Consider the following 18609-nt stretch of genomic DNA (forward strand, 5'->3'; position numbering starts at 1 on the left):
CGTCGTCCTGGGCCGGGTCGACACTACGCTCCTGCGGGTGGACGACGACCGGTACGGCAACGACGTCCTCTCGGGCGACTGGCGCTCGCGGGGCGTGAAGAAGGTGCGGCAGGTGCCGCTCGAGCGTGACATGGTGCTGGAGGACCCGGCGACCGGTTGGGCCGGCGCCGTGGTGCGGCTCGAGGCCGGCAACGTCGAGCTCGAGGACTGGAAGGGCCGCACGCGGTCGTTCCCCTTCACCGGGCAGTTCCTGCTCGAGGGCGAGCTCGTCACGCTCGGCCGTCCCAAGGCGCCGGTGGGGCGATCCGGGAGCGGCGCTCCAGCGGCCGGGAGGCCCGGCTCGGCTCCGGCGGTGCGGCACGCGACCGACGGTGGTCGCCTGCGCACCGCGTCCGGCTCGTTCGCGGTCGAGCAGCAGCGGGCCAGGGTGGCGCTGCCGTCGCGGATCATGGTCGAGGGCAAGCACGACGCCGAACTCGTCGAGAAGGTCTGGGGGTCGGACCTCCGTGTCGAGGGGGTCGTCGTCGAGGAGCTCTCCGGCGTCGACAACCTCGCCGACGTCCTCGACGAGTTCCGGCCGACCCGCGAGCGCCGGGTCGGGGTCCTCGTGGACCACCTCGTACCGGGGTCGAAGGAGTCACGCTTCGCCGACGCCGTGATGCGCGGGAAGTGGGGCGCGCACGTGCTCGTCGTCGGGCACCCGTTCGTCGACGTCTGGCAGTCCGTGAAGCCCGCGCGGCTCGGCCTCGAGGCATGGCCGACGATCCCGCGGTCGATCGAGTGGAAGCAGGGCATCTGCCAGCACCTCGGGTGGCCGCACGCCGAGCAGGCCGACATCGCCCGCGCCTGGCAACGCATCCTCGGCCGGGTGCGCACGTTCGCCGACCTCGAGCCGCAGCTCCTCGGGCGCGTCGAGGAGCTCATCGACTTCGTGACGGAGCCCACGGCCTGAAACCCGGCCGTTTCGTCCACGCGCGGGTGATGGCGGGGGTGATCCGGGCCTCCAGGCCTACTGTTGAGGGATGGACGGCATCGACGGTCGCGTGCGGAGCGCCGTCGACGTCTGGTTGCGGTGGCTACCGCGCTGGCAGATCGGCACCGCTCGCCCGCGCACCCGCATCTGCCGGAAGTGCACCGGATCGCCGATCGCGAGCGCCGCCGGGTTCGGGCCGGACGTGCCGCACGCGGTCCAGCACGCGCTGATCGGGCGGATCTCGACCATCATCGAGGACGCCGTCGACGACTACACGGCGAAGAACCTGCCGCTGCTGCACCGCGAACTCGAGCGCGCGGCCGCACGCAAGCGGCACGCGGGCTACCAACCGACGGAGGGACTCTCGCCCGAGTTCCAGGGCCTCGACGTCGACCCGGAGCCCTCGCCCGGATCGCCGTTCCTGTTCACCCTCGGTGAGCTGACCGGCACCGGGGCGGGGGAGCAGACGCCCCGCGAACCGCTGTCCGACGAGGCGAAGGCCGCGCTTCGGCACGAGATCGAGCTCTCCGACGAGTGCGCCCGCGCCACCGGGACGGCGGTGTGCCTGGCGCTCATCGAGCACCGGCCGCGGATCGCCGAGGCCGTGGAGCGCCTGGTCGAGCCGCAGATCGAGGCGCTCGTGTCCGACATGTTCCGCGGGTTCGACGGCCTCGGCGAGGAGCGGCGCGACGGGCTGTTCTGAACGGTGGCGGTGCTTCGACACGCGGAGCCCGCCCCGCGCGCTCAGCGCCGGGGGAGCAGGGTGCGCCCTGCGATCACCGTCCCGCGCAGCGAGCGGTGCTCGACGGGACTCGCCGGGTCGTCGATGCGCGCGACCACGAGGTCGATCGCCTCGCGTCCGATCCGCTCGATCGGCTGCGCGAGCGTCGTGAACCCGATCCAGTCGTTCGCGAGCGGGTAGACGCCGTCGAACCCGGTGATCGAGACGTCGCGGGGGACCTCGATGCCGAGCCTGCGCAGCGCGTCGCACACGTCGAGCATGAGCCGGTCGGTCGGCACATGACCGCGGTCGCCGCTGATTCGCGGACCGTCTCGGCGACGTCCGCGGCGACGTCGCTCGGCGGACGCACGAAGCTCGCATCGATGTCCACGACCGTGAGACCCCGTGCCCGGAGTCGCGCGACCATCGCCTGCGTCCGCGCGTGCTGGGTCAGGGCGTCGTCCTGCGGCACGGTGAGCACGACGACCCGCTCGTGGCCCGCGTCGACCACGGCGTCGGCGATCTGTGTGCCGCCGTCGGTCTCGTCGCAGTAGGCGCTCGACAGGGCCGGGTGCAGCTCCGGACGACCCGCGACCACGGTCGCGATGCGCGGTGCGAACTCTGCGATCTCGGCTGCGGGCAGGAGGCCGGAGCACACCACGAGGCCGTCGACCCGCATCGAGACGAGCGCTGCCAGGGCGGACTTCTCGTCCTCGACCCGGCCGACGCCGGTCGTGGTGACGACGCGGTACCCGAGCTCGGACGCGCGCTGTTCCATCACGGCGTGGAGAGCGGTGTAGACCATCGAGGACGCGTCACGGACGAGCATCCCGATGGTGTGCGTCCGGCCACGGACGAGTCCGCGTGCCATCGCGTTCGCGACGTACCCGAGCTCCGCGGCGGCGCGTTCGACCCGCTCACGCGTCTCGTCCGAGAAGCGTCCGGTGCCGGACAGCACCCGGCTGACGGCGGACTTGGAGACGCCCGCCCGTGCCGCGACGTCGAGGATGGTCGGTTGGGAACCCCGGGACGCGCTCACGCGGTGGTCCGGCGGTCCCGCCGTGCGGCCGAGGCCCGCTGGAGGAGCCGCGTCAGGGCTCGCCAACCGAGCAGGAACACGCCGAGCACGATGGTCGCCACGATCACGAACGAGATCGGCAGCGGGTTCCCGGCGACGTCTCCCTGGCCGGTGGCGACACGGATCGCGAGGCCGATGAACACGGTCAGGACCCAGACGACGACACCGGTCGGCCAGAACGCGAGTGGTCGGCCCCACGCTCCGCTCGAGACGTAGCCGATGGCCCAACCCGCGAGGAACGGGTAGGCCGTGGTCCAGAGCGCCCACGCCGTGTTCGCCTCGCCGTGGGACGACCGCCCGATCAGCGCGAACAGGACGATGAGGACGACGTCGACGACGGCTGCGAGCCAGCCCCAGGTTCGTGTGGACACGTCCCCATTGTCGCAGCCCGTGCCGGGGCGCCCGTTCCCCGACGCCGGGGGGCGGTCGCCGCCGGCTGCGCGGAGTTCACCGGACGGCGACTCCTGTGGCACCTCGCGTTCACCCGCCGCCGCCACACTCGTCGACGGCGCGGGAACGTTCCCGCACCGGCGACTGCAGCGCACCCCCACCCCGCCCCACTCCACACCCCACGGAGGGAACCGACGTGAAGACCCGAGTCCTCGCAGGCCTCGCGATCGCCGCCACCGCGACCGTCGCGCTGTCCGGCTGCGTGCAGAGCGCCAACGCCTCGAACGCCGCCGACGACGGCAACGGCACGACCAGCCTCACCGTGTTCATCAGCGGTGACACGAACGTCCAGGACCTCTGGGAGAAGTCACTCATCCCGGCGTTCGAGAAGCAGCACCCGAAGATCTCGGTCCGCACGAGCATCGACCTGCACGGCGAGCACGACGCCCAGACGCAGGCGAACCTCGCCACCGCGGTCAAGGCCGGCAAGAGCGTCGCGTACGACCTCGTCGACGCGGGCTTCGTGACGAGCGCGGGCAAGGCCGGGCTCATGGCGAAGGTCGACGAGCAGGGCATCCCCAACCTGAAGGACGTCCCCGCGGCGACGAAGCAGCAGGGCGGCGACAGTGCGATCCCGTACCGAGCCTCGAGCGTGCTCCTCGCCTACGACCCGAAGAAGGTCAGCGACCCGCCGAAGACGCTCGACGACCTGCTCTCGTGGATCACGGACCACCCCGGGCAGTTCGCCTACAACTCGCCGTCGTCGGGCGGCTCCGGTGGTTCCTTCGTCGCGACCGTCCTCGCGAAGTACCTGAGCGCGTCCGAGCAGACGACCATGCAGACGACCTACGACAAGTCGCTCGAGTCGAAGTGGGACAAGGGTTTCCAGGTCCTGAAGGACCTCGGCCCGTCGACCTACCAGAAGGGCGTGTACCCGAACGGCAACGACCAGGTCGTCCAGCTCCTCGGCTCCGGCCAGATAGCGATGGCACCGGTCTGGAGCGACCAGTTCATCACCTCGCAGAAGACCGGCATCATCCCGGAGTCCGTCAAGGCGGTCCAGATCTCGGACCCGTCGTTCACGGGCAGCGCCAGCTTCCTCGGCATCCCGAAGACGGAGCCGGCCGCCAAGAAGGCCGCCGCCGAGGAGCTCGCCGACTTCGTGCTCAGCTCGCAGGGGCAGCAGCTCGTCGCGACCGCCGTCTCCGGCTACCCGGTCGTCCCGCTCGACACGCTGCCGAAGTCGGTCGCCGAGCAGTTCTCGGACGCGAACCCCTCGCAGCTCCGCCTCGGCTTCCAGTCCGACTTCGCCGCCGACATGAACGCGGCGTGGGACGCGAAGGTCCCGCAGTGACCCAGGTCACCGACCGGGAGGCCCGTGGCGCGTCCGCCAGGGGCCTCCCGCCCGTCCCGGGGCGGCGCGGAGACGGGGCGGGCGCTGGCGACGCGGCCCACGCCGGCCCCGCCGACCGTCGTGCAGCCCGCCTCCGACAGGCCCGTCGCTCGCGCGCCACCGGGCTCGCGCTCGTCGCCGCCCCGGTGCTCGTCGTCGTGCTCTTCGTCGGGGTCCCGGTGGTGAACGCCGCGCTGTTCTCGCTCGGGTTCACCGGCGGCCTCAACGAAGCCCTGGCCGACATCGGGCAGGACGTCGTGCACGGGTTCTCCCTCGCGGTGTACGGCACGCTGCTCGGCAACCCGGTGTTCCTCCGGGACCTCGGCGCGACCCTCGGCGTCACCGCGCTGTCGACCGGCCTGACGATCGCCCTCGCCGTCGTCGTCGCCGTCATCCTGCGGCTCCGCGGCGGACTCGTCGGCAAGACCCTCAGCGTCCTCGCGGTCGTCCCGCTCTTCGTGCCGGTGGTGATCGCGAGCTGGTCCGTCCTGACGTTCACGGACGCGCAGGGCTTCCTCCGCAGCCTCGGCGCGCAGGTCGGCCTCGACGTCCCGGTCTGGGGGTACACGCTCGTCGCCGTCGTGTTCGGCAGCGTCTGGACGAGCCTGCCGTTCTCGGTGCTCATGGTCGCCGGGGCGCTCCAGGGAACCCCGGACGCCCTCGTGGAGGCGGCGCGGGACGCCGGCGCGAGCACCTGGCGGGTCGTCTGGGAGGTGCTCCTGCCGATGGCGAGGACCCCGCTCGTGATCGCGACGACCTTCACCGTGATCGGCGTGCTCGGCTCGTTCACGGTGCCGTACTTCACCGGTCCGAACGCGCCCACCATGCTCGGCGTCGACATCTCGAAGTACTTCCAGGCCTACAACCGTCCGCAGCAGTCGACCGCGATGGCGTTCATCGTGTTCGCCTTCGCCGCAGCGGCGAGCGTCTCCTACCTGCGCTCGACGGTCCGGACCAACGCACGCGAGCTCACGACGAAGGAGGCGCACTCGTGATCACACGCATCGCCGGCTCGGTCCTGGTCTGGGCGACCGCGGTCGTCCTCGCGGTCTTCATCGCCGGACCGCTCCTCTGGCTCGCCGTCCGGGCGTTCGCCACGAGCTGGACCTACCCGCACCTGCTGCCGGACGGGTGGACCCTCCGGTGGTGGTCGACGGTCTTCGAGGACCCGACCCTGGGGGTCGCGATCCAGAACTCCCTCGTGCTGGCGCCGCTCACGGTGCTCGTCGCCGCCGTCGTGTGCCTGCCGGCGGCGTGGGCGATCAGCCGGATCGAGTTCCCCGGTCGGCGGGTCGTCCTCGTCGGGCTGTTCGCGACGAACGCCTTCCCGAAGATGGGCCTGTTCGTGACGATGTCGGCGATGTTCACTGCCCTGGGGCTGATGAACACCGTGACCGGCATCCTGATCGTGCACGTCCTCGGCTGCGTGGTCTTCATGACGTGGTTGCCCGCCGCAGCGTTCTCCGCCGTGCCCCGGTCGCTCGAGGAGGCCGCGCGCGACGCCGGAGCCGGGCGGTGGCGCACCTTCTGGACGGTCACGTTCCCGATCGCCTGGCCGGGCATCCTCGTCGCCGTCGTCATGAGCTTCCTCGCCTCGTTCGACGAGGCCCAGGGGACGTACCTCGTCGGCGCTCCGACCTACATGACGATGCCGACCGCGATGTACTCGCTCGTTCTCAACTCGCCGAGGCAGGTGTCCGCCGTGTTCGCGATCGCGCTGAGCATCCCGTCGGTGGTGCTCCTGCTGCTCGCGCGCCGGCACATCATGGGCGGCCGCCTCGCGGACGGCTTCCAGATCCGATGACCACCAGCACCAGCACCAGCACGGAAGGCGACCCGATGACGGACGCGACCCTCCTGGCGGAGCCCGCCCCGGGCCTCCAGGCAGCACCAGGCCGGGGCGGCGGACTGCGTGTCCGCGGCCTCCGCAAGACCCTCGGCGGCCGCGAGGTGGTCGCGGGCATCGACCTCGACGTCGCCGAGGGCGAGCTCGTCTCGCTGCTCGGTCCCTCGGGCTGCGGCAAGACCACCACGCTCCGCATGGTCGCCGGGTTCCTGCCCGTCGACGCCGGCAGCGTCTCGATGGGCGGCCGGGACGTGACCGACGCGGGGCCCGAACGCCGACCGAGCGCGATGGTGTTCCAGAACTACGCGCTGTGGCCGCACATGACCGTCACCCAGAACGTCGCCTTCCCGCTCCGGACCCGACGTGTGCCGCGGCAGCAGACCGCCGAGCGCGTGCGGGCCGCCCTCGAACTCGTCGGGCTGACCCACCACGCCGCGTCGAAGCCGACCGCGATCTCCGGCGGTGAGCAGCAGCGGGCCGCCCTCGCCCGCGCGGTCGTGCAGGAGCCGGACGTCCTGCTCCTCGACGAGCCGCTGTCGAACCTCGACGCGAAGCTCCGGGTGACCGTCCGCGACGAGATCCGGCGCATCCAGCAGCGTCTCGGCATCACGACCGTGATCGTGACGCACGACCAGGACGAGGCGCTCAGCATCTCCGACCGGATCGCGGTCATGCACGACGGGCGCATCGAGCAGATCGCCGCACCGGAGGAGCTGTACGCCCGCCCCGCCACCGAGTTCGTCGCCTCGTTCATCGGCACGACGAGCACGGTCCACGGCCGCTTCGCGCTCGGCCTCGACAGCCACCCCGGCGACACCGTGCTCGTCCGACCGGAGCAGGTCGAGCTGTGCGACGACTCGCCGCTCACGGCGACCGTCTCGCGGGTGCTCATGCGCGGGCACTTCGCCGAGGTCGTGCTCCGTGCCGACGACGACGAGCTCCGCGCCTTCGTCAACGGACCGCCGCCCGCCGTCGGCGCTGAGGTCGGGGTCCGGCTCGGTCACGTGCTCGTCTACCGCGACGGCGCGCTGGTCGGGGGTGCGCGATGAGCGCGGAGGTCGCGGTCCCGCAGGCGGTCGCCACGGGTCCGGACGGGAGGCACGGTGCGGCTCCGCCCCGGCTCGTCGCCCACCGCGGTGCGCCGCGCGTCCGTCGGGAGAACACCCTGCCCGCCGTCGCGGTCGCCGAGGCGCTCGGCGCGGGCACGATCGAGGTCGACGTCCGACGCACGTCGGACGGCGTCGCCGTCCTGCTCCACGACGAGACCCTCGGGCGGATGTGGGGCGACGCCCGCCGGGTGGACGAGGTCCCGTGGTGCGAGGTCGCACGGCTCGGCAACGGCCTCGACCGCATCCCGCGGCTCGACGCCGTGCTGGAGCGGCTCGACGGGTGCCGGAGCACCCTGCTCGTCGACCTCACCGACCCGGTGGACGCCGTGGTCGCGGCGCAGACCGTGGCCACGACGACGGCGTCGACCCCGGTCGCGTGGTGCGGTGCGCCGTCCGCGATGGCGGCCGTCCGGTCGGTGCTGCCCGACGCGGACGTCTGGCTGGCGTGGGAGTCGCTCGAGCCGCCGACCGGCGCCGACCTCGAGGCGCTCGCCCCGAGCACGCTGAACCTCGACGTCGCGTTCCTCACGCCGGCGACCGTCCGGGCCGCGCACGACCTGGGGCTGCAGGTGTCCGTGTGGACGGTCGACGACCCGGAGCTCGCCGTCTGGGCCGCGCGCCTCGGTGCGGACTCCGTGACGACGAACGACCTCGCCACGATCATCGGAGCGTTCGCCGCCGCCGAGCGGGACGGGTGGCCGGCACCGGAGCACGAGCCCACCGAGGCCGAGGTCGCGTCCCGGGCACAGGCCCTCGCGCACCGCATCGCGCACGAGGTGATCGCCTTCACCCGCGAACACCCGGTCGGCCAGGTCGCGACGAAGGCCCACCCCGCAGACCTCGTCACGGACGTGGACCGCCTCGTCGAACAGCACGTGCGCGGACGGGTCCGCGCGGCCTTCCCGACCCACGGCTTCACCGGCGAGGAGTACGGCGAGGCACCGGGGGACCGGCACCGCTGGTACCTCGACCCCGTGGACGGCACGACCAACCTGGCGAACGGCGTCCCGTGGACGTCGATGTCGCTGTGCCTGACCCGTGGTGGTCACCCGGTCGTCGGTGTCGTGGCGGACCCGTGGCGGGGCGAGGTCCTCGAGGCCCGGCGGGGTCGCGGGGCCGTCCTGCGCGACCGACCCCTGCGCCTGGACGACGACCCGCGTCCGCTCGCCGGCGCGGTCGTCGGCACCGAGCTCGACGGGCACCGGCCGTGGCCCGGGTTCGGGAGGCTCCTCGACGCCCTCGCGGAGCGGTCGTGCACGCTCCGTGTGCTGGGCTCCGGCACGCTGACGATCGCGCAGGTCGCCGCCGGACGCGGCATCGGCGCATGCGTGTCGGCGTTCCACCCGGTGGACCACGGCGCCGCGGTGCTGCTCGTGCACGAGGCGGGCGGGGTGGTGCTGACACGCGTCGGCCCTGTCGACGCCTTCCCCCCGCTCGGCGAGCCGTTCCTCGTCGCCCACCCGGGTGCCGCGGACGAGCTGCACGCGGTCTGGAGGTCGGCGCTCGGCGTTCTCTGAGTCGGCGTACAGGGAGCGGCGGCCCGTCGCTCGTAGGCTCGGCATCCCAGCACCGCACCGACCTCCCGAAGGAGCACGGACCATGGGTTTCCTCGATCGACTGCTCGGCCGCCCCGAGCGCCCCCAGGACCAGAACCAGTGGGGACAGCCCCAGCAGCCCCAGCAGCAGGGCTACCGCTACGGGCAGCAGTCGTACCAGGTGCCGTCCGGAGCGCCGCAGTGGGGATCCGGTGCACCGGCAGGCGCTCCTGCAGGGGGACCGACGGCGCAGGCCGGGTCGGCCGAGGACGAACGCGCCGTCGAGCGCTACCGCTACCTGCTCCGCACCGCGCCCCCGGAGCGGATCGAGGAGGTGCACGCCGAGGCCTTCGCGACCCTGACGCCCGAGCAGCGGCGCATGGTCTACGACGAGTTCACCCGCAGCGCCCCCGCGGGTGAGGCCCCGCGCGGCGACGACCCGCGGTCCCTCGCCCAGGCGGCGACACGGTCGGAGATCCGGCAGCCGGGGTTCATGGAGCGCTCGCTGGGCGGGATGGGCGGCGGCGGAGCGTTCGGCGGACGCCAGGGCCCGTCGTTCGGCCGCATGGTCGGCGCGTCGATCCTCGGCACCGTCGCGGGCTACGTCATCGGTTCAGCGATCATGAGCGCCTTCCTGCCCGACCCCGGATCGTTCGACGGCGGTACCGACGCTGCGGATGACGGCGGTTCGGGGGACACTGGTGGCGGGTACGACGAAGCGTCTGCCGACGGCGGCTCCGACTGGGGTGGCGACTTCGGCAGCGACTTCGGTGGTGACTTCGACATCTGAGCCCCGGACGACCGGGGTCCGGCCGTCCACAGGTGTCCGGTCACCCGCTGACACACTGGTATTCTCCATGCTCGACCAGGGAGCGACATGGCGATCATCGAAGCAGGTGGACTGACCAAGACCTACCGGTCCAAGTCGGGCCCGGTGCACGCTCTGGCCGGGCTCGACCTGTCCGTGCCGCAGGGCACGGTGAAGGCACTGCTCGGTCCGAACGGCGCGGGCAAGACCACCACGGTCAAGGTGCTGACGACGCTCATCACCCCCGACGGCGGCACGGCGACGATCGACGGTGTGGACGTCGTGCGCGACCCACAGGCAACCCGTCGGTCCATCGGCGTCTCGGGGCAGTACGCCGCGGTCGACGAGAACCTCACCGGGTTCGAGAACCTCGAGATGATCGGTCGGCTGTACCACCTCGGTCGTCGGACCGCTCGGGAGCGGGCCCGGCAGCTCATCGACGTCTTCGACCTGTCCGAGGCCGGAGACCGACCGGTCAAGGGCTTCTCGGGCGGCATGCGTCGTCGCATCGACCTCGCCGGCGCCCTCGTGATGAACCCGCGCGTGCTCTTCCTCGACGAGCCCACCACCGGACTCGATCCCCGCAGCCGGCTCGCCCTCTGGGACATCATCGAGGGCCTCGTCGCCGACGGCGCGACCGTGCTCCTGACGACGCAGTACCTGGAGGAAGCCGACCGGCTCGCCGACGACATCGCGGTGATCGACGGCGGCACGGTGATCGCCGAGGGCACCGCCGACCAGCTGAAGGCGCAGGTCGGCGGACACCGCGTGGTGGTGACATTGGTCGACGCAGCGGACGGCGACGCCGCCACAACCGCGCTCCGCCGGTACGGGGTCGGCGACGTCGAGGTCTCCGGCGACGGTCGGACGTACGCCATCGCGGTGGAGGCCGGGCCGGCCGCGCTCCAGCGGGTGCTCGCCGACCTGGGCGAGGCTGGCATCGACCTGCACGATGCCGGGATGCGCCGCCCCACGCTCGACGACGTGTTCCTCCGGCTCACCGGCCACGCCGCGACCGAGGACGAACCGGACGACACCGCGGCAGACCCGAGGCGCACGAAGCAGCAGCAGCAGAAGCAGAAGGAGTCGACGCGATGACCGCCACCGTCACGGCGCCGGGTCGGGCGCTCCCCGTCGCGATCACCTCGCCGGTCGCCGTCTGGTTCGAGGACGGCTGGACCGTCACGAAGCGGAACCTCACGAAGATCAAGCGGTCGCCCGACATGCTCGTGTTCGCGGTCCTGCAGCCGATCATGTTCGTGCTGCTCTTCAGCCAGGTGTACGGCGGCGCGATCGCGGTCGAGGGGACCGACTACACGCAGTTCCTGATGGCGGGCATCTTCGCCCAGACGGTGGTGTTCGGGGCGACGTTCTCCGGCTCCGCCATGGCGCAGGACCTCAAGGAGGGGCTGATCGACCGCTTCCGCACGCTGCCGATGTCGGCCTCCGCAGTGCTGATCGGCCGCACGAACTCCGACCTCGTCCTCAACGGCATCTCGATGGTCATCATGATGCTGACCGGGCTCGCGGTCGGATGGCGGGTGAACTCCTCACCGCTCGAGTTCCTGGCAGGCATCGCGCTCCTCCTGCTCTTCAGCTACGCGTTCAGCTGGGTGATGGCGCTGCTCGGGATGAGCGTCAAGACGCCGGAGGTGATCAACAACGCCTCGTTCATGATCCTGTTCCCGCTGACGTTCATCTCGAACGCGTTCGTGCCGAGCGACACGCTGCCGCTCGTGCTGCGGGTGTTCGCGGAGTGGAACCCGGTGTCCTCCCTCGTGCAGGCCGCCCGTGAGCTCTTCGGCAACGTGGGGTCCGCGCCCGTGCCGGACATCTGGACCATGCAGCACCCCGTCGTCACCGTGCTCATCGGCATCGCGGTCATGCTCGTGGTGTTCGTCCCGTGGGCCGTGAACAAGTACACCCGCATCAGCACGAAGTGAGGAGCGCGACAGGGTGCACTGCGACGACGCCGAGACCGCTTAGCATCATCCCGTGACCGCCACCGAACCCCGACGCCTGCCCGAGCGTCGAAGCCGCCTCAAGCGTTGGATGCTCGAGGGCACCGAGCGTGGCGCGTCCCACCAGGGGCCGCACCAGGTCGAGGTCGAGAAGACCCACTCCTGGTGGCGCGTGATGTGCCTGACCGGCGTCGACTACTTCTCCACGCTGGGGTACCAGCCGGCGATCGCCGCGCTCGCCGCCGGGCTGCTCTCGCCCATCGCGACGATCGTCCTCGTGCTCGTGACCCTGTTCGGCGCGCTCCCCGTGTACCGCCGGGTGGCGCAGGACAGCTTCAAGGGCGCGGGGTCGATCATGATGCTCGAGAAGCTCCTGCCCTGGTGGGCCGGCAAGCTCTTCGTGCTCGTGCTGCTCGGGTTCGCCGTCACGGACTTCATGATCACGATGACGCTGTCGGCCGCCGACGCCACGGCGCACATCGCCGAGAACCCCTTCACCCCGCACTGGTTCACCGAGATCCCGGTGCCGCTGACCCTCGCCCTGCTCCTCCTGCTCGGGGTGGTGTTCCTCCGAGGTTTCCGGGAGGCCATCGGCATCGCGGTCGGGCTCGTCGCCGTGTACCTCACGCTCAACGCCGTGGTCGTCGTCGTGGCGCTCGCGCACGTGTTCGAGAACCCGGTGGTCGCGAGCGACTGGTGGAGCGGCCTGACCACCCAGCACAGCAACCCGCTCGTCATGATCGGCATAGCGCTCGTGGTGTTCCCGAAGCTCGCGCTCGGCCTCTCCGGCTTCGAGACGGGTGTCGCCGTCATGCCGCAGGTGCGCGGCGACGCGTCCGATGCCGGCTCGGCGCGACCCGAGGGCCGGATCCGTGGGACGAAGCGCCTGCTCACCGTCGCGGCGATCATCATGAGCTCGTTCCTCATCACCTCGTCGATCGTCACGACGTTCCTCATCCCGCAGCGCGAGTTCCAGCCCGGCGGGCAGGCGAACGGCCGCGCGCTCGCCTACCTCGCGCACGAGTACCTCGGTGGGGTCTTCGGCTCGGTCTACGACTTCTCGACCGTCGCGATCCTCTGGTTCGCGGGCGCGAGCGCGATGGCCGGGCTGCTCAACCTCGTCCCGCGCTTCCTGCCGCGCTACGGCATGGCGCCGCAGTGGGCCCGCGCCACCCGGCCGCTCGTCGTCATCTTCACGCTCATCGCGTTCGCCATCACGATCCTGTTCGACGCGAACGTCGACGCGCAGGGCGGCGCGTACGCCACGGGCGTGCTCGTGCTCATCACCAGCGCGGCGGTCGCGGTGACGCTCTCGGCGCGGCGCAAGGGGCAGAAGAAGCGCACGATCGGCTTCGGGATCATCACCGTGGTGTTCGTCTACACGACGGTCGCGAACGTCATCGAACGCCCGGACGGCGTCCGGATCGCCGCGGTGTTCATCATCGCGATCGTGGTCGTCTCGCTGATCTCACGCGTCCGGCGGTCGTTCGAGCTCCGCGCGTCGTCGATCGAGCTCGACGCCGTCGCCCGGCAGTTCGTCGAGGCCGACGCCGACCAGTTCAGCTCCGTCTGCATCATCGCGAACGAGCCGGGAGCGGGGACGGCCGAGGCGTACCGGTCGAAGGGACGGGAGGAACGTCGCGACTCGGGCATCCCGGCGCGCGTCCCGACGATGTTCCTCGAGGTCCTGCCGGCGGACTCGTCCGACTTCGAGGAGGACCTCGTCGTCGAGGGCCACGTCGTGCACGGCCACCGGGTCCTGCGGGTCCGGTCCGGCAACGTGCCGAACACCATCGCGTCGACGCTGCTCGCGATCCGCGACCTCGCAGGGGTCGTCCCGAGCATCTACTTCGAGTGGAACGAGGGCAGCCCGATCCAGAACGCGCTCCGCTTCGTGTTCACGGGCGTCGGCGACGTCGCCCCGGTGACCCGCGAGGTGCTGCGTGAGGCCGAGCCCGACGTGCACCGACGGCCGAGCGTCCACGTGTCCTGACGCCGCGCGGCGTGGTGGCGACGGGCGCGAGCGGCGCGACCGCGCGTGCCGTCGACGGAACCGGACGACGGACGGGAGGCCCGTGGCGACGCCGCCACGGGCCTCCCGTCCGTCGTGCCGGTCGCGTCAGGAGCCGCCGGTGATCTGGTCGCGCACCTTGCGACGCAGCACCTTCCCGATCATCGAGCGCGGCAGGTCCTCGACCACGACGACGCGCCGCGGCACCTTGTACGGGGTGAGGTGCTCGCGCGACCACGCACGGAGCGCATCGGCGTCGAACGACGACGGGTCCTTCGGGACGACCGCGGCGACGACCTGCTCGTTGCCGCCCTGGGTGATGCCGACCACGGCGACCTCCCGGACGCTCGGGTGGCGCATGAGGGTGTCCTCGACCTCGGACGGTGAGACGTTGAACCCGCCGGTGATGATGAGCTCCTTGAGACGGTCGACGATCCGGACGTAGCCGTCCGGGTCGATCGCGACGATGTCGCCCGTGCGGAACCAACCGTCGGCGGTGAAGACCTCGTCGGTGGCCTCGGCCTTGCCCCAGTAGCCCCGGAACACCTGCGGGCCACGGACCTGCAGCTCGCCGGCCTCACCCGTCCCGAGGACCTTCGTGGCGTCGTCGGGGTCGGCCACGCGTGCTTCGGTCGACGACAGCGGCAGACCGATCGATCCGAGACGGCGCTCCGGAGACACCGGGTTGGCCATCAGGACGGGGGAGCACTCGGAGAGCCCGTAGCCCTCGACGAGGTACCCACCGGTGCGGGCCTCCCACGGCTCGACGACGTCCTGCGACAGCGGCATGGCGCCGGAGATGCCGATCTCGATGCCCTCGAGCGAGACCTTCGCCGAGTCCGCGGCGTGCTGCAGTCGGGCGTAGATCGGGGGGACGGCCGGGAGGAAGGTCGGCGGGTGCTTCCGCATCGCCTTGAGCACGAGGGCCGGATCGAACGCGGGGAAGAGCACGAGGCGCGAGGCCATGCTCATCGCGAAGGTCAGGCAGAGCGTGAGGCCGTACGCGTGGAACATCGGCAGGACCGCGTACACGGTGTTGTCACCGCGGCGGATCTGCGGCACCCACGCCCGTGCCTGCGCGGCGTTGGCGACGAGGTTGCCGTGGGTGAGCACCGCCCCCTTCGGTGTGCCCGTCGTCCCGGAGGTGTACTGGATGAGCGCGACGTCGTCGGTGGCCGGGCGCGGGTGACGCTTCGACAGCTTCCGGTTGCCCACGAGGTCGTCCCACTTCGTCGTACCGCGGACCGTGGTGGTGAGCTTCGCACGGCTCTCGCGGGCCTTCGCGACCGGCAGCGACAGCGCCAACCGCGTGGTGCGGGGCATCGCCCGGGTGAGGTCCACGGAGACGATCGTGTCGAGGGCGACGTCGGCGGGGAAGTCCTGCACGGTCGCGACGGACTTGTCCCACACGATCGCGACCTTCGCGCCGTGGTCCTCGAACTGGTGTCGGAGCTCGCGCGGGGTGTAGAGCGGGTTGTGCTCGACGACGATCGCGCCGAGTCGGAGCGCGGCGTAGAAGGCGACGACGTGCTGCGGGCAGTTCGGCAGCACGATCGCCACCCGGTCGCCGGCCGTCACCCCGGCCTTCCGGAGGCCGTTCGCGGCGCGGAGCACCTGCTCCTGCAGGTCCGCGTAGGTCGTCGTCCGGCCGAAGAACTCGAGGGCGACACGCTTCGGGAAGCGCCGCGCTGACTCCTCGACCAGGTCGTACAGGGAGCCGGTGGGCTCGTCGATGTCGTGCGGGACCCCCGGGGCGTACGAGGCAAGCCAGGGACGAGGCGTGTCGATGCTCACGCCGACCAACCTAGCGGCCGGACCCTCGGGCGCCTGGGAAGCGCCGCACTGCGTCGATGTCCTCGGCGGAGTGTCAGGGGCCGGACGGAACATGGGGTCATGGCCTCGCTCTCGAACGCCTTCCGCTCCCGACTCGACGACACCTTCACGGGCGGCTCACCCGGCCGTCCCGAGTGGATCGACGCCCTCGAGCAGGGCTCCGACGCGGGGTACTTCGGCCCGGGGTCCGCGACGTGGAGCGTCCACGGCGGCAGGCAGACCGTGCTCGCCGGGGTCCGTGCGCTGCTCGTCCAGGCCCTCCATCCGGGTGCCCTCGCCGGGGTCGTCGACCACTCGCGCTACCGCGAGGACCCGTTCGGGCGCCTCGCCGGCACGATCCGGTGGATCTACACGGTCTCGCACGGCGACCGGGCCGCGGCGCAGCACGCCAGTGCCTGGGTCGTCCGGTTGCACGAGAAGGTCCGCGGCGAGTACGTCGACGGCCACGGGGTGACGCGGCCGTACGCGGCGAACGACCCGGACCTCGCGCGCTGGGTGCACCTCGCGTTCACGGACGCCTTCCTCCGCAGCGCGCAGACGTGGGGTGAGCCGATCCCCGGCGGAGCCGACGCGTACGTCCGCGAGTGGGCCACCGCCGGACGACTCATGGGGGTCGCGGACGCTCCGGAGTCGGAGGCCGAGCTCCGTGCGCAGATGGACGGCTACCTCGAGCGGGGCGAGCTGATCGCCACCGCGCGGACGCACGAGGTCGTCCGGTTCATCAAGGACCCGCCGCTCGCGAGGCTGCTCCGCCCGGGCTACCGGGCGCTCTTCGCGGGGGCGGTGTCGACGCTCGACCCACGGCACCGGGAGATGCTCGACCTCCGGGTGCCGACCGTGGGGCCGCTGGGGTTCCCGTCGCGTCGGGCCGCGGGGCTCGTCATCGACGGGATGACCGGGGTCCTCGGTGGGCGGCCGGACACGGAGACCGCGGCCAGGCGGCGCATCGCGCGGCTGGCCGCCGAGTCTGCCGAGCCGGCGGGTCGATCCGCTGGCTCGCACCCCGACGAGTCCGCCGCGGCGTCCTGAAGCGCTCCGGCCGAGCGGGAACGAGCCCGCTGACCGGGCCTGCGGCGCGCAGCGATGGCCTCGTCGTCGGTCGGTGGGCGCGTGGCGGGCTCGACGTCGTCTGCCAGGAGGTGCGTGGCGGGCCCGCCCCACGCCTCCCGGCTGCTCGTGCCGTCGTCAGAAACCGGACGGCACCCGGGGCGTGTACGCCTGCTCGAGCCGCGCGACCTCGTCCTCGCTGAGCTCCATGGACGCAGCGGCGACCGCGTCGTCGATGTGGTGCTCCTTCGTCGCGCCGACGATCGGCGCGCTGACCACGGACTTCCCGGCCACCCACGCGAGGGCGACCTGTGCCATCGGGACGCCGCGCTCGTCGGCGACCTGCGCCACCGCGTCCACGATCGCGCGGTTCGCCGCTTCGTCCTGGCGGTAGAGCGTCTTGCCGAACTCGTCGGTGTCGGCGCGCGAGCCGGAACCCTGCGCGTCCCACGGACGCGTGAGGCGGCCGCGGGCGAGGGGGCTCCACGGGATCACACCGACGCCCGTGTGGGCGCAGAACGGGTGCATCTCGCGCTCTTCCTCGCGCTCGAGGAGGTTGTACTGGTCCTGCATGGCGACGAACCGCGTCCAGCCGTGCAGCTCGGCGACGTGCTGCATCTCGGCGAACTGCCACGCCCACATGCTGCTCGCACCGATGTAGCGTGCCTTGCCGGCCTTGACGACGTCGTGCAGCGCCTCCATCGTCTCCTCGACGGGCGTGTCCGGGTCGAAGCGGTGGATCTGGTAGAGGTCGACGTAGTCGGTGCCGAGACGGGTCAGCGAGGCGTCGATCTCGTGCATGATCGCCGCGCGGGAGAGTCCGGCGCCGTTCCGACCGGGCCGCATCCGGTTGAAGACCTTCGTGAAGACCTGGACGTCCTCGCGCGGAGCGACCTCCTTGAGGAGTTGACCCGTGATCTCCTCGCTGCTGCCGGCGGAGTACACGTTCGCGGTGTCGAACGTCGTGATCCCGGCCTCGTACGCGCGGCGGACGAACGGGCGGGCCTCGTCGATGCCGACGCTCCACTCGTGCGATCCCTTCGCCGGGTCGCCGTAGGACATCATGCCGAGGATGACGCTGCTGATCTCGAGGCCGGTGGCGCCGAGTCTGGTGGTGTCGGTGGTCATGCGTCCACCCTGGCATCGCGCCCTGTGACCGCGAGGAGCCGGACCTGCAGCGGGGCGTCGTCGGGGACCTGGACCGGCGGTGCGTAGAGGCCGGTGGCGGCGAGGTCCTCGATCTTCGGCTCGAAGCGGTGCCAGACGGCCTCGACGAGTTCGGCCGGGAGCGTCTCGTCCGAGCCCGTCGCGCGCGCGAGGTCCCAGGTGTGGATGGTGATGTCGCTCGTCTGCTCGGCGAGGTACTCGTGCGCCGGGACGACGTCGGTGCTGAGGTGCACGGGGACGTCGGCAGGGGCGTTGCGCCATGCCTCGGTCGCGCGGGACGCGTGCTTCCCCCACTCGGCGGTGAGGTCGTCCCCGATCGGCTCGAGGTCGGCCTCGGCCTGGGCGTACTCGCACCCGGTCAGCAGGAGGGGGATCCAGCGCTGCTCGTCGACCACGTGGGTGACGAGGTCGCGGGTGGTCCACTCGGAGTCGGGGGTGGGGGCGTCCCAGTCGGTGACGGCGGCGACGCGGCGGCCGAACTCGGCGGCTGCGAGGGCCTGCAGTGCGATCCAGTCGGTGGCCATGCGGGTGCTCCTGTCCGTGGTGCGGGTGGTGCGGCGGCGGGCGCCACGAACCGGAACCCGTGCTCCGGTCGGGCGATTCCCGTGCTCCACACGCTACTGCGCCGAGCCCTCTCGACCAGCGGGCGCCTGCGGATCTGTGGACACGACGACGCCCCGGCTCCGTGGGGGAGGAGCCGGGGCGTCGAGGCGGGTGCTGCAGTGCTGCTGTTCGGT

General features: G+C 71.9%; 17 protein-coding genes and 1 pseudogene. 12 read left to right on the forward strand and 6 right to left on the reverse strand.

Going from position 1 to position 18609, the window contains the following annotated elements; translation table 11 throughout:
* Nucleotides 1–37 precede the first annotated feature (37 nt).
* Together ABC270_RS06635 and ABC270_RS06640 are read left to right on the forward strand one after the other, a co-directional pair.
* On the forward strand, nucleotides 38–952 hold the full coding sequence (locus ABC270_RS06635) for a DUF3097 domain-containing protein (protein WP_412880056.1): 915 nt from the start codon (nucleotides 38–40) through the stop codon (nucleotides 950–952).
* Between the two features lie 70 nt (nucleotides 953–1022).
* A complete protein-coding gene (locus ABC270_RS06640) occupies nucleotides 1023–1676 on the forward strand; it encodes a spermidine/putrescine ABC transporter substrate-binding protein (RefSeq protein ID WP_412880057.1) in 654 nt (217 codons plus the stop codon).
* A gap of 41 nt (nucleotides 1677–1717) precedes the next feature.
* Here ABC270_RS06640 and ABC270_RS06645 read toward each other — a convergent pair whose 3' ends face one another.
* The 3 genes and pseudogenes from ABC270_RS06645 to ABC270_RS06655 form a co-directional block, all read right to left on the reverse strand.
* On the reverse strand, nucleotides 1718–1975 hold the full coding sequence (locus ABC270_RS06645) for a substrate-binding domain-containing protein (protein WP_412880058.1): 258 nt from the start codon (nucleotides 1973–1975) through the stop codon (nucleotides 1718–1720).
* A gap of 152 nt (nucleotides 1976–2127) precedes the next feature.
* A pseudogene (locus ABC270_RS06650) lies at nucleotides 2128–2733 on the reverse strand (LacI family DNA-binding transcriptional regulator); the annotation flags it as partial.
* The gene (locus ABC270_RS06655; RefSeq protein ID WP_412880059.1) at nucleotides 2730–3143 is read right to left on the reverse strand and encodes a DUF3054 domain-containing protein; all 414 of its coding nucleotides are present in this window, start codon (nucleotides 3141–3143) and stop codon (nucleotides 2730–2732) included. The gene ABC270_RS06655 and the pseudogene ABC270_RS06650, both read right to left, overlap by 4 nt.
* Before the next feature lie 215 nt (nucleotides 3144–3358).
* Between ABC270_RS06655 and ABC270_RS06660 the strand changes: the two genes are divergently transcribed.
* The 9 genes from ABC270_RS06660 to ABC270_RS06700 all read left to right on the forward strand — a co-directional run bounded on the left by ABC270_RS06660 (nucleotide 3359) and on the right by ABC270_RS06700 (nucleotide 13807).
* Complete coding sequence (locus ABC270_RS06660; protein WP_412880060.1) at nucleotides 3359–4516, forward strand: extracellular solute-binding protein; 1158 nt, start codon at nucleotides 3359–3361, stop codon at nucleotides 4514–4516.
* A complete protein-coding gene (locus tag ABC270_RS06665; protein ID WP_412880061.1) occupies nucleotides 4513–5550 on the forward strand; it encodes an ABC transporter permease in 1038 nt (345 codons plus the stop codon). The genes ABC270_RS06660 and ABC270_RS06665 overlap by 4 nt, the downstream gene beginning before the upstream one ends.
* Nucleotides 5547–6359 carry an ABC transporter permease gene (locus ABC270_RS06670; protein ID WP_412880062.1) on the forward strand — a complete coding sequence of 271 codons (813 nt, stop codon included), beginning with the start codon at nucleotides 5547–5549 and terminating at the stop codon, nucleotides 6357–6359. Before ABC270_RS06665 ends, ABC270_RS06670 begins: the two co-directional genes overlap by 4 nt.
* A 35-nt stretch (nucleotides 6360–6394) precedes the next feature.
* A complete protein-coding gene (locus ABC270_RS06675) occupies nucleotides 6395–7450 on the forward strand; it encodes an ABC transporter ATP-binding protein (protein WP_412880063.1) in 1056 nt (351 codons plus the stop codon).
* Nucleotides 7447–9027 (forward strand): inositol monophosphatase family protein, encoded by a 1581-nt coding sequence (locus ABC270_RS06680; protein WP_412880064.1) that lies wholly within the window; start codon nucleotides 7447–7449, stop codon nucleotides 9025–9027. Before ABC270_RS06675 ends, ABC270_RS06680 begins: the two co-directional genes overlap by 4 nt.
* An 82-nt stretch (nucleotides 9028–9109) precedes the next feature.
* Nucleotides 9110–9835, forward strand: a complete 726-nt coding sequence (locus tag ABC270_RS06685) for a hypothetical protein (protein ID WP_412880065.1) — start codon at nucleotides 9110–9112, stop codon at nucleotides 9833–9835.
* Between the two features lie 87 nt (nucleotides 9836–9922).
* Complete coding sequence (locus tag ABC270_RS06690) at nucleotides 9923–10951, forward strand: ATP-binding cassette domain-containing protein (protein WP_412880066.1); 1029 nt, start codon at nucleotides 9923–9925, stop codon at nucleotides 10949–10951.
* Nucleotides 10948–11796 carry an ABC transporter permease gene (locus ABC270_RS06695; RefSeq protein WP_412880067.1) on the forward strand — a complete coding sequence of 283 codons (849 nt, stop codon included), beginning with the start codon at nucleotides 10948–10950 and terminating at the stop codon, nucleotides 11794–11796. Before ABC270_RS06690 ends, ABC270_RS06695 begins: the two co-directional genes overlap by 4 nt.
* Before the next feature lie 109 nt (nucleotides 11797–11905).
* The gene (locus tag ABC270_RS06700) at nucleotides 11906–13807 is read left to right on the forward strand and encodes an APC family permease (protein ID WP_412882052.1); all 1902 of its coding nucleotides are present in this window, start codon (nucleotides 11906–11908) and stop codon (nucleotides 13805–13807) included.
* A gap of 126 nt (nucleotides 13808–13933) precedes the next feature.
* Here ABC270_RS06700 and ABC270_RS06705 read toward each other — a convergent pair whose 3' ends face one another.
* Nucleotides 13934–15619: a long-chain-fatty-acid--CoA ligase gene (locus tag ABC270_RS06705; protein WP_412880068.1), complete on the reverse strand. Its 1686-nt coding sequence runs from the start codon at nucleotides 15617–15619 to the stop codon at nucleotides 13934–13936.
* A 99-nt stretch (nucleotides 15620–15718) separates the two neighbouring features.
* Between ABC270_RS06705 and ABC270_RS06710 the strand changes: the two genes are divergently transcribed.
* On the forward strand, nucleotides 15719–16687 hold the full coding sequence (locus ABC270_RS06710; protein WP_412880069.1) for an oxygenase MpaB family protein: 969 nt from the start codon (nucleotides 15719–15721) through the stop codon (nucleotides 16685–16687).
* A gap of 156 nt (nucleotides 16688–16843) precedes the next feature.
* On the opposite strand, the gene ABC270_RS06715 is transcribed toward ABC270_RS06710, so the two are convergent.
* Both ABC270_RS06715 and ABC270_RS06720 read right to left on the reverse strand, forming a co-directional pair.
* On the reverse strand, nucleotides 16844–17833 hold the full coding sequence (locus ABC270_RS06715) for an aldo/keto reductase (protein WP_412880070.1): 990 nt from the start codon (nucleotides 17831–17833) through the stop codon (nucleotides 16844–16846).
* Nucleotides 17830–18396 carry a TIGR03086 family metal-binding protein gene (locus ABC270_RS06720; RefSeq protein ID WP_412880071.1) on the reverse strand — a complete coding sequence of 189 codons (567 nt, stop codon included), beginning with the start codon at nucleotides 18394–18396 and terminating at the stop codon, nucleotides 17830–17832. Before ABC270_RS06720 ends, ABC270_RS06715 begins: the two co-directional genes overlap by 4 nt.
* Nucleotides 18397–18609: the final 213 nt, after the last annotated feature.

The sequence above is a fragment of the Curtobacterium phoenicis genome (genome assembly GCF_047238015.1).
Taxonomy (GTDB): domain Bacteria; phylum Actinomycetota; class Actinomycetes; order Actinomycetales; family Microbacteriaceae; genus Curtobacterium.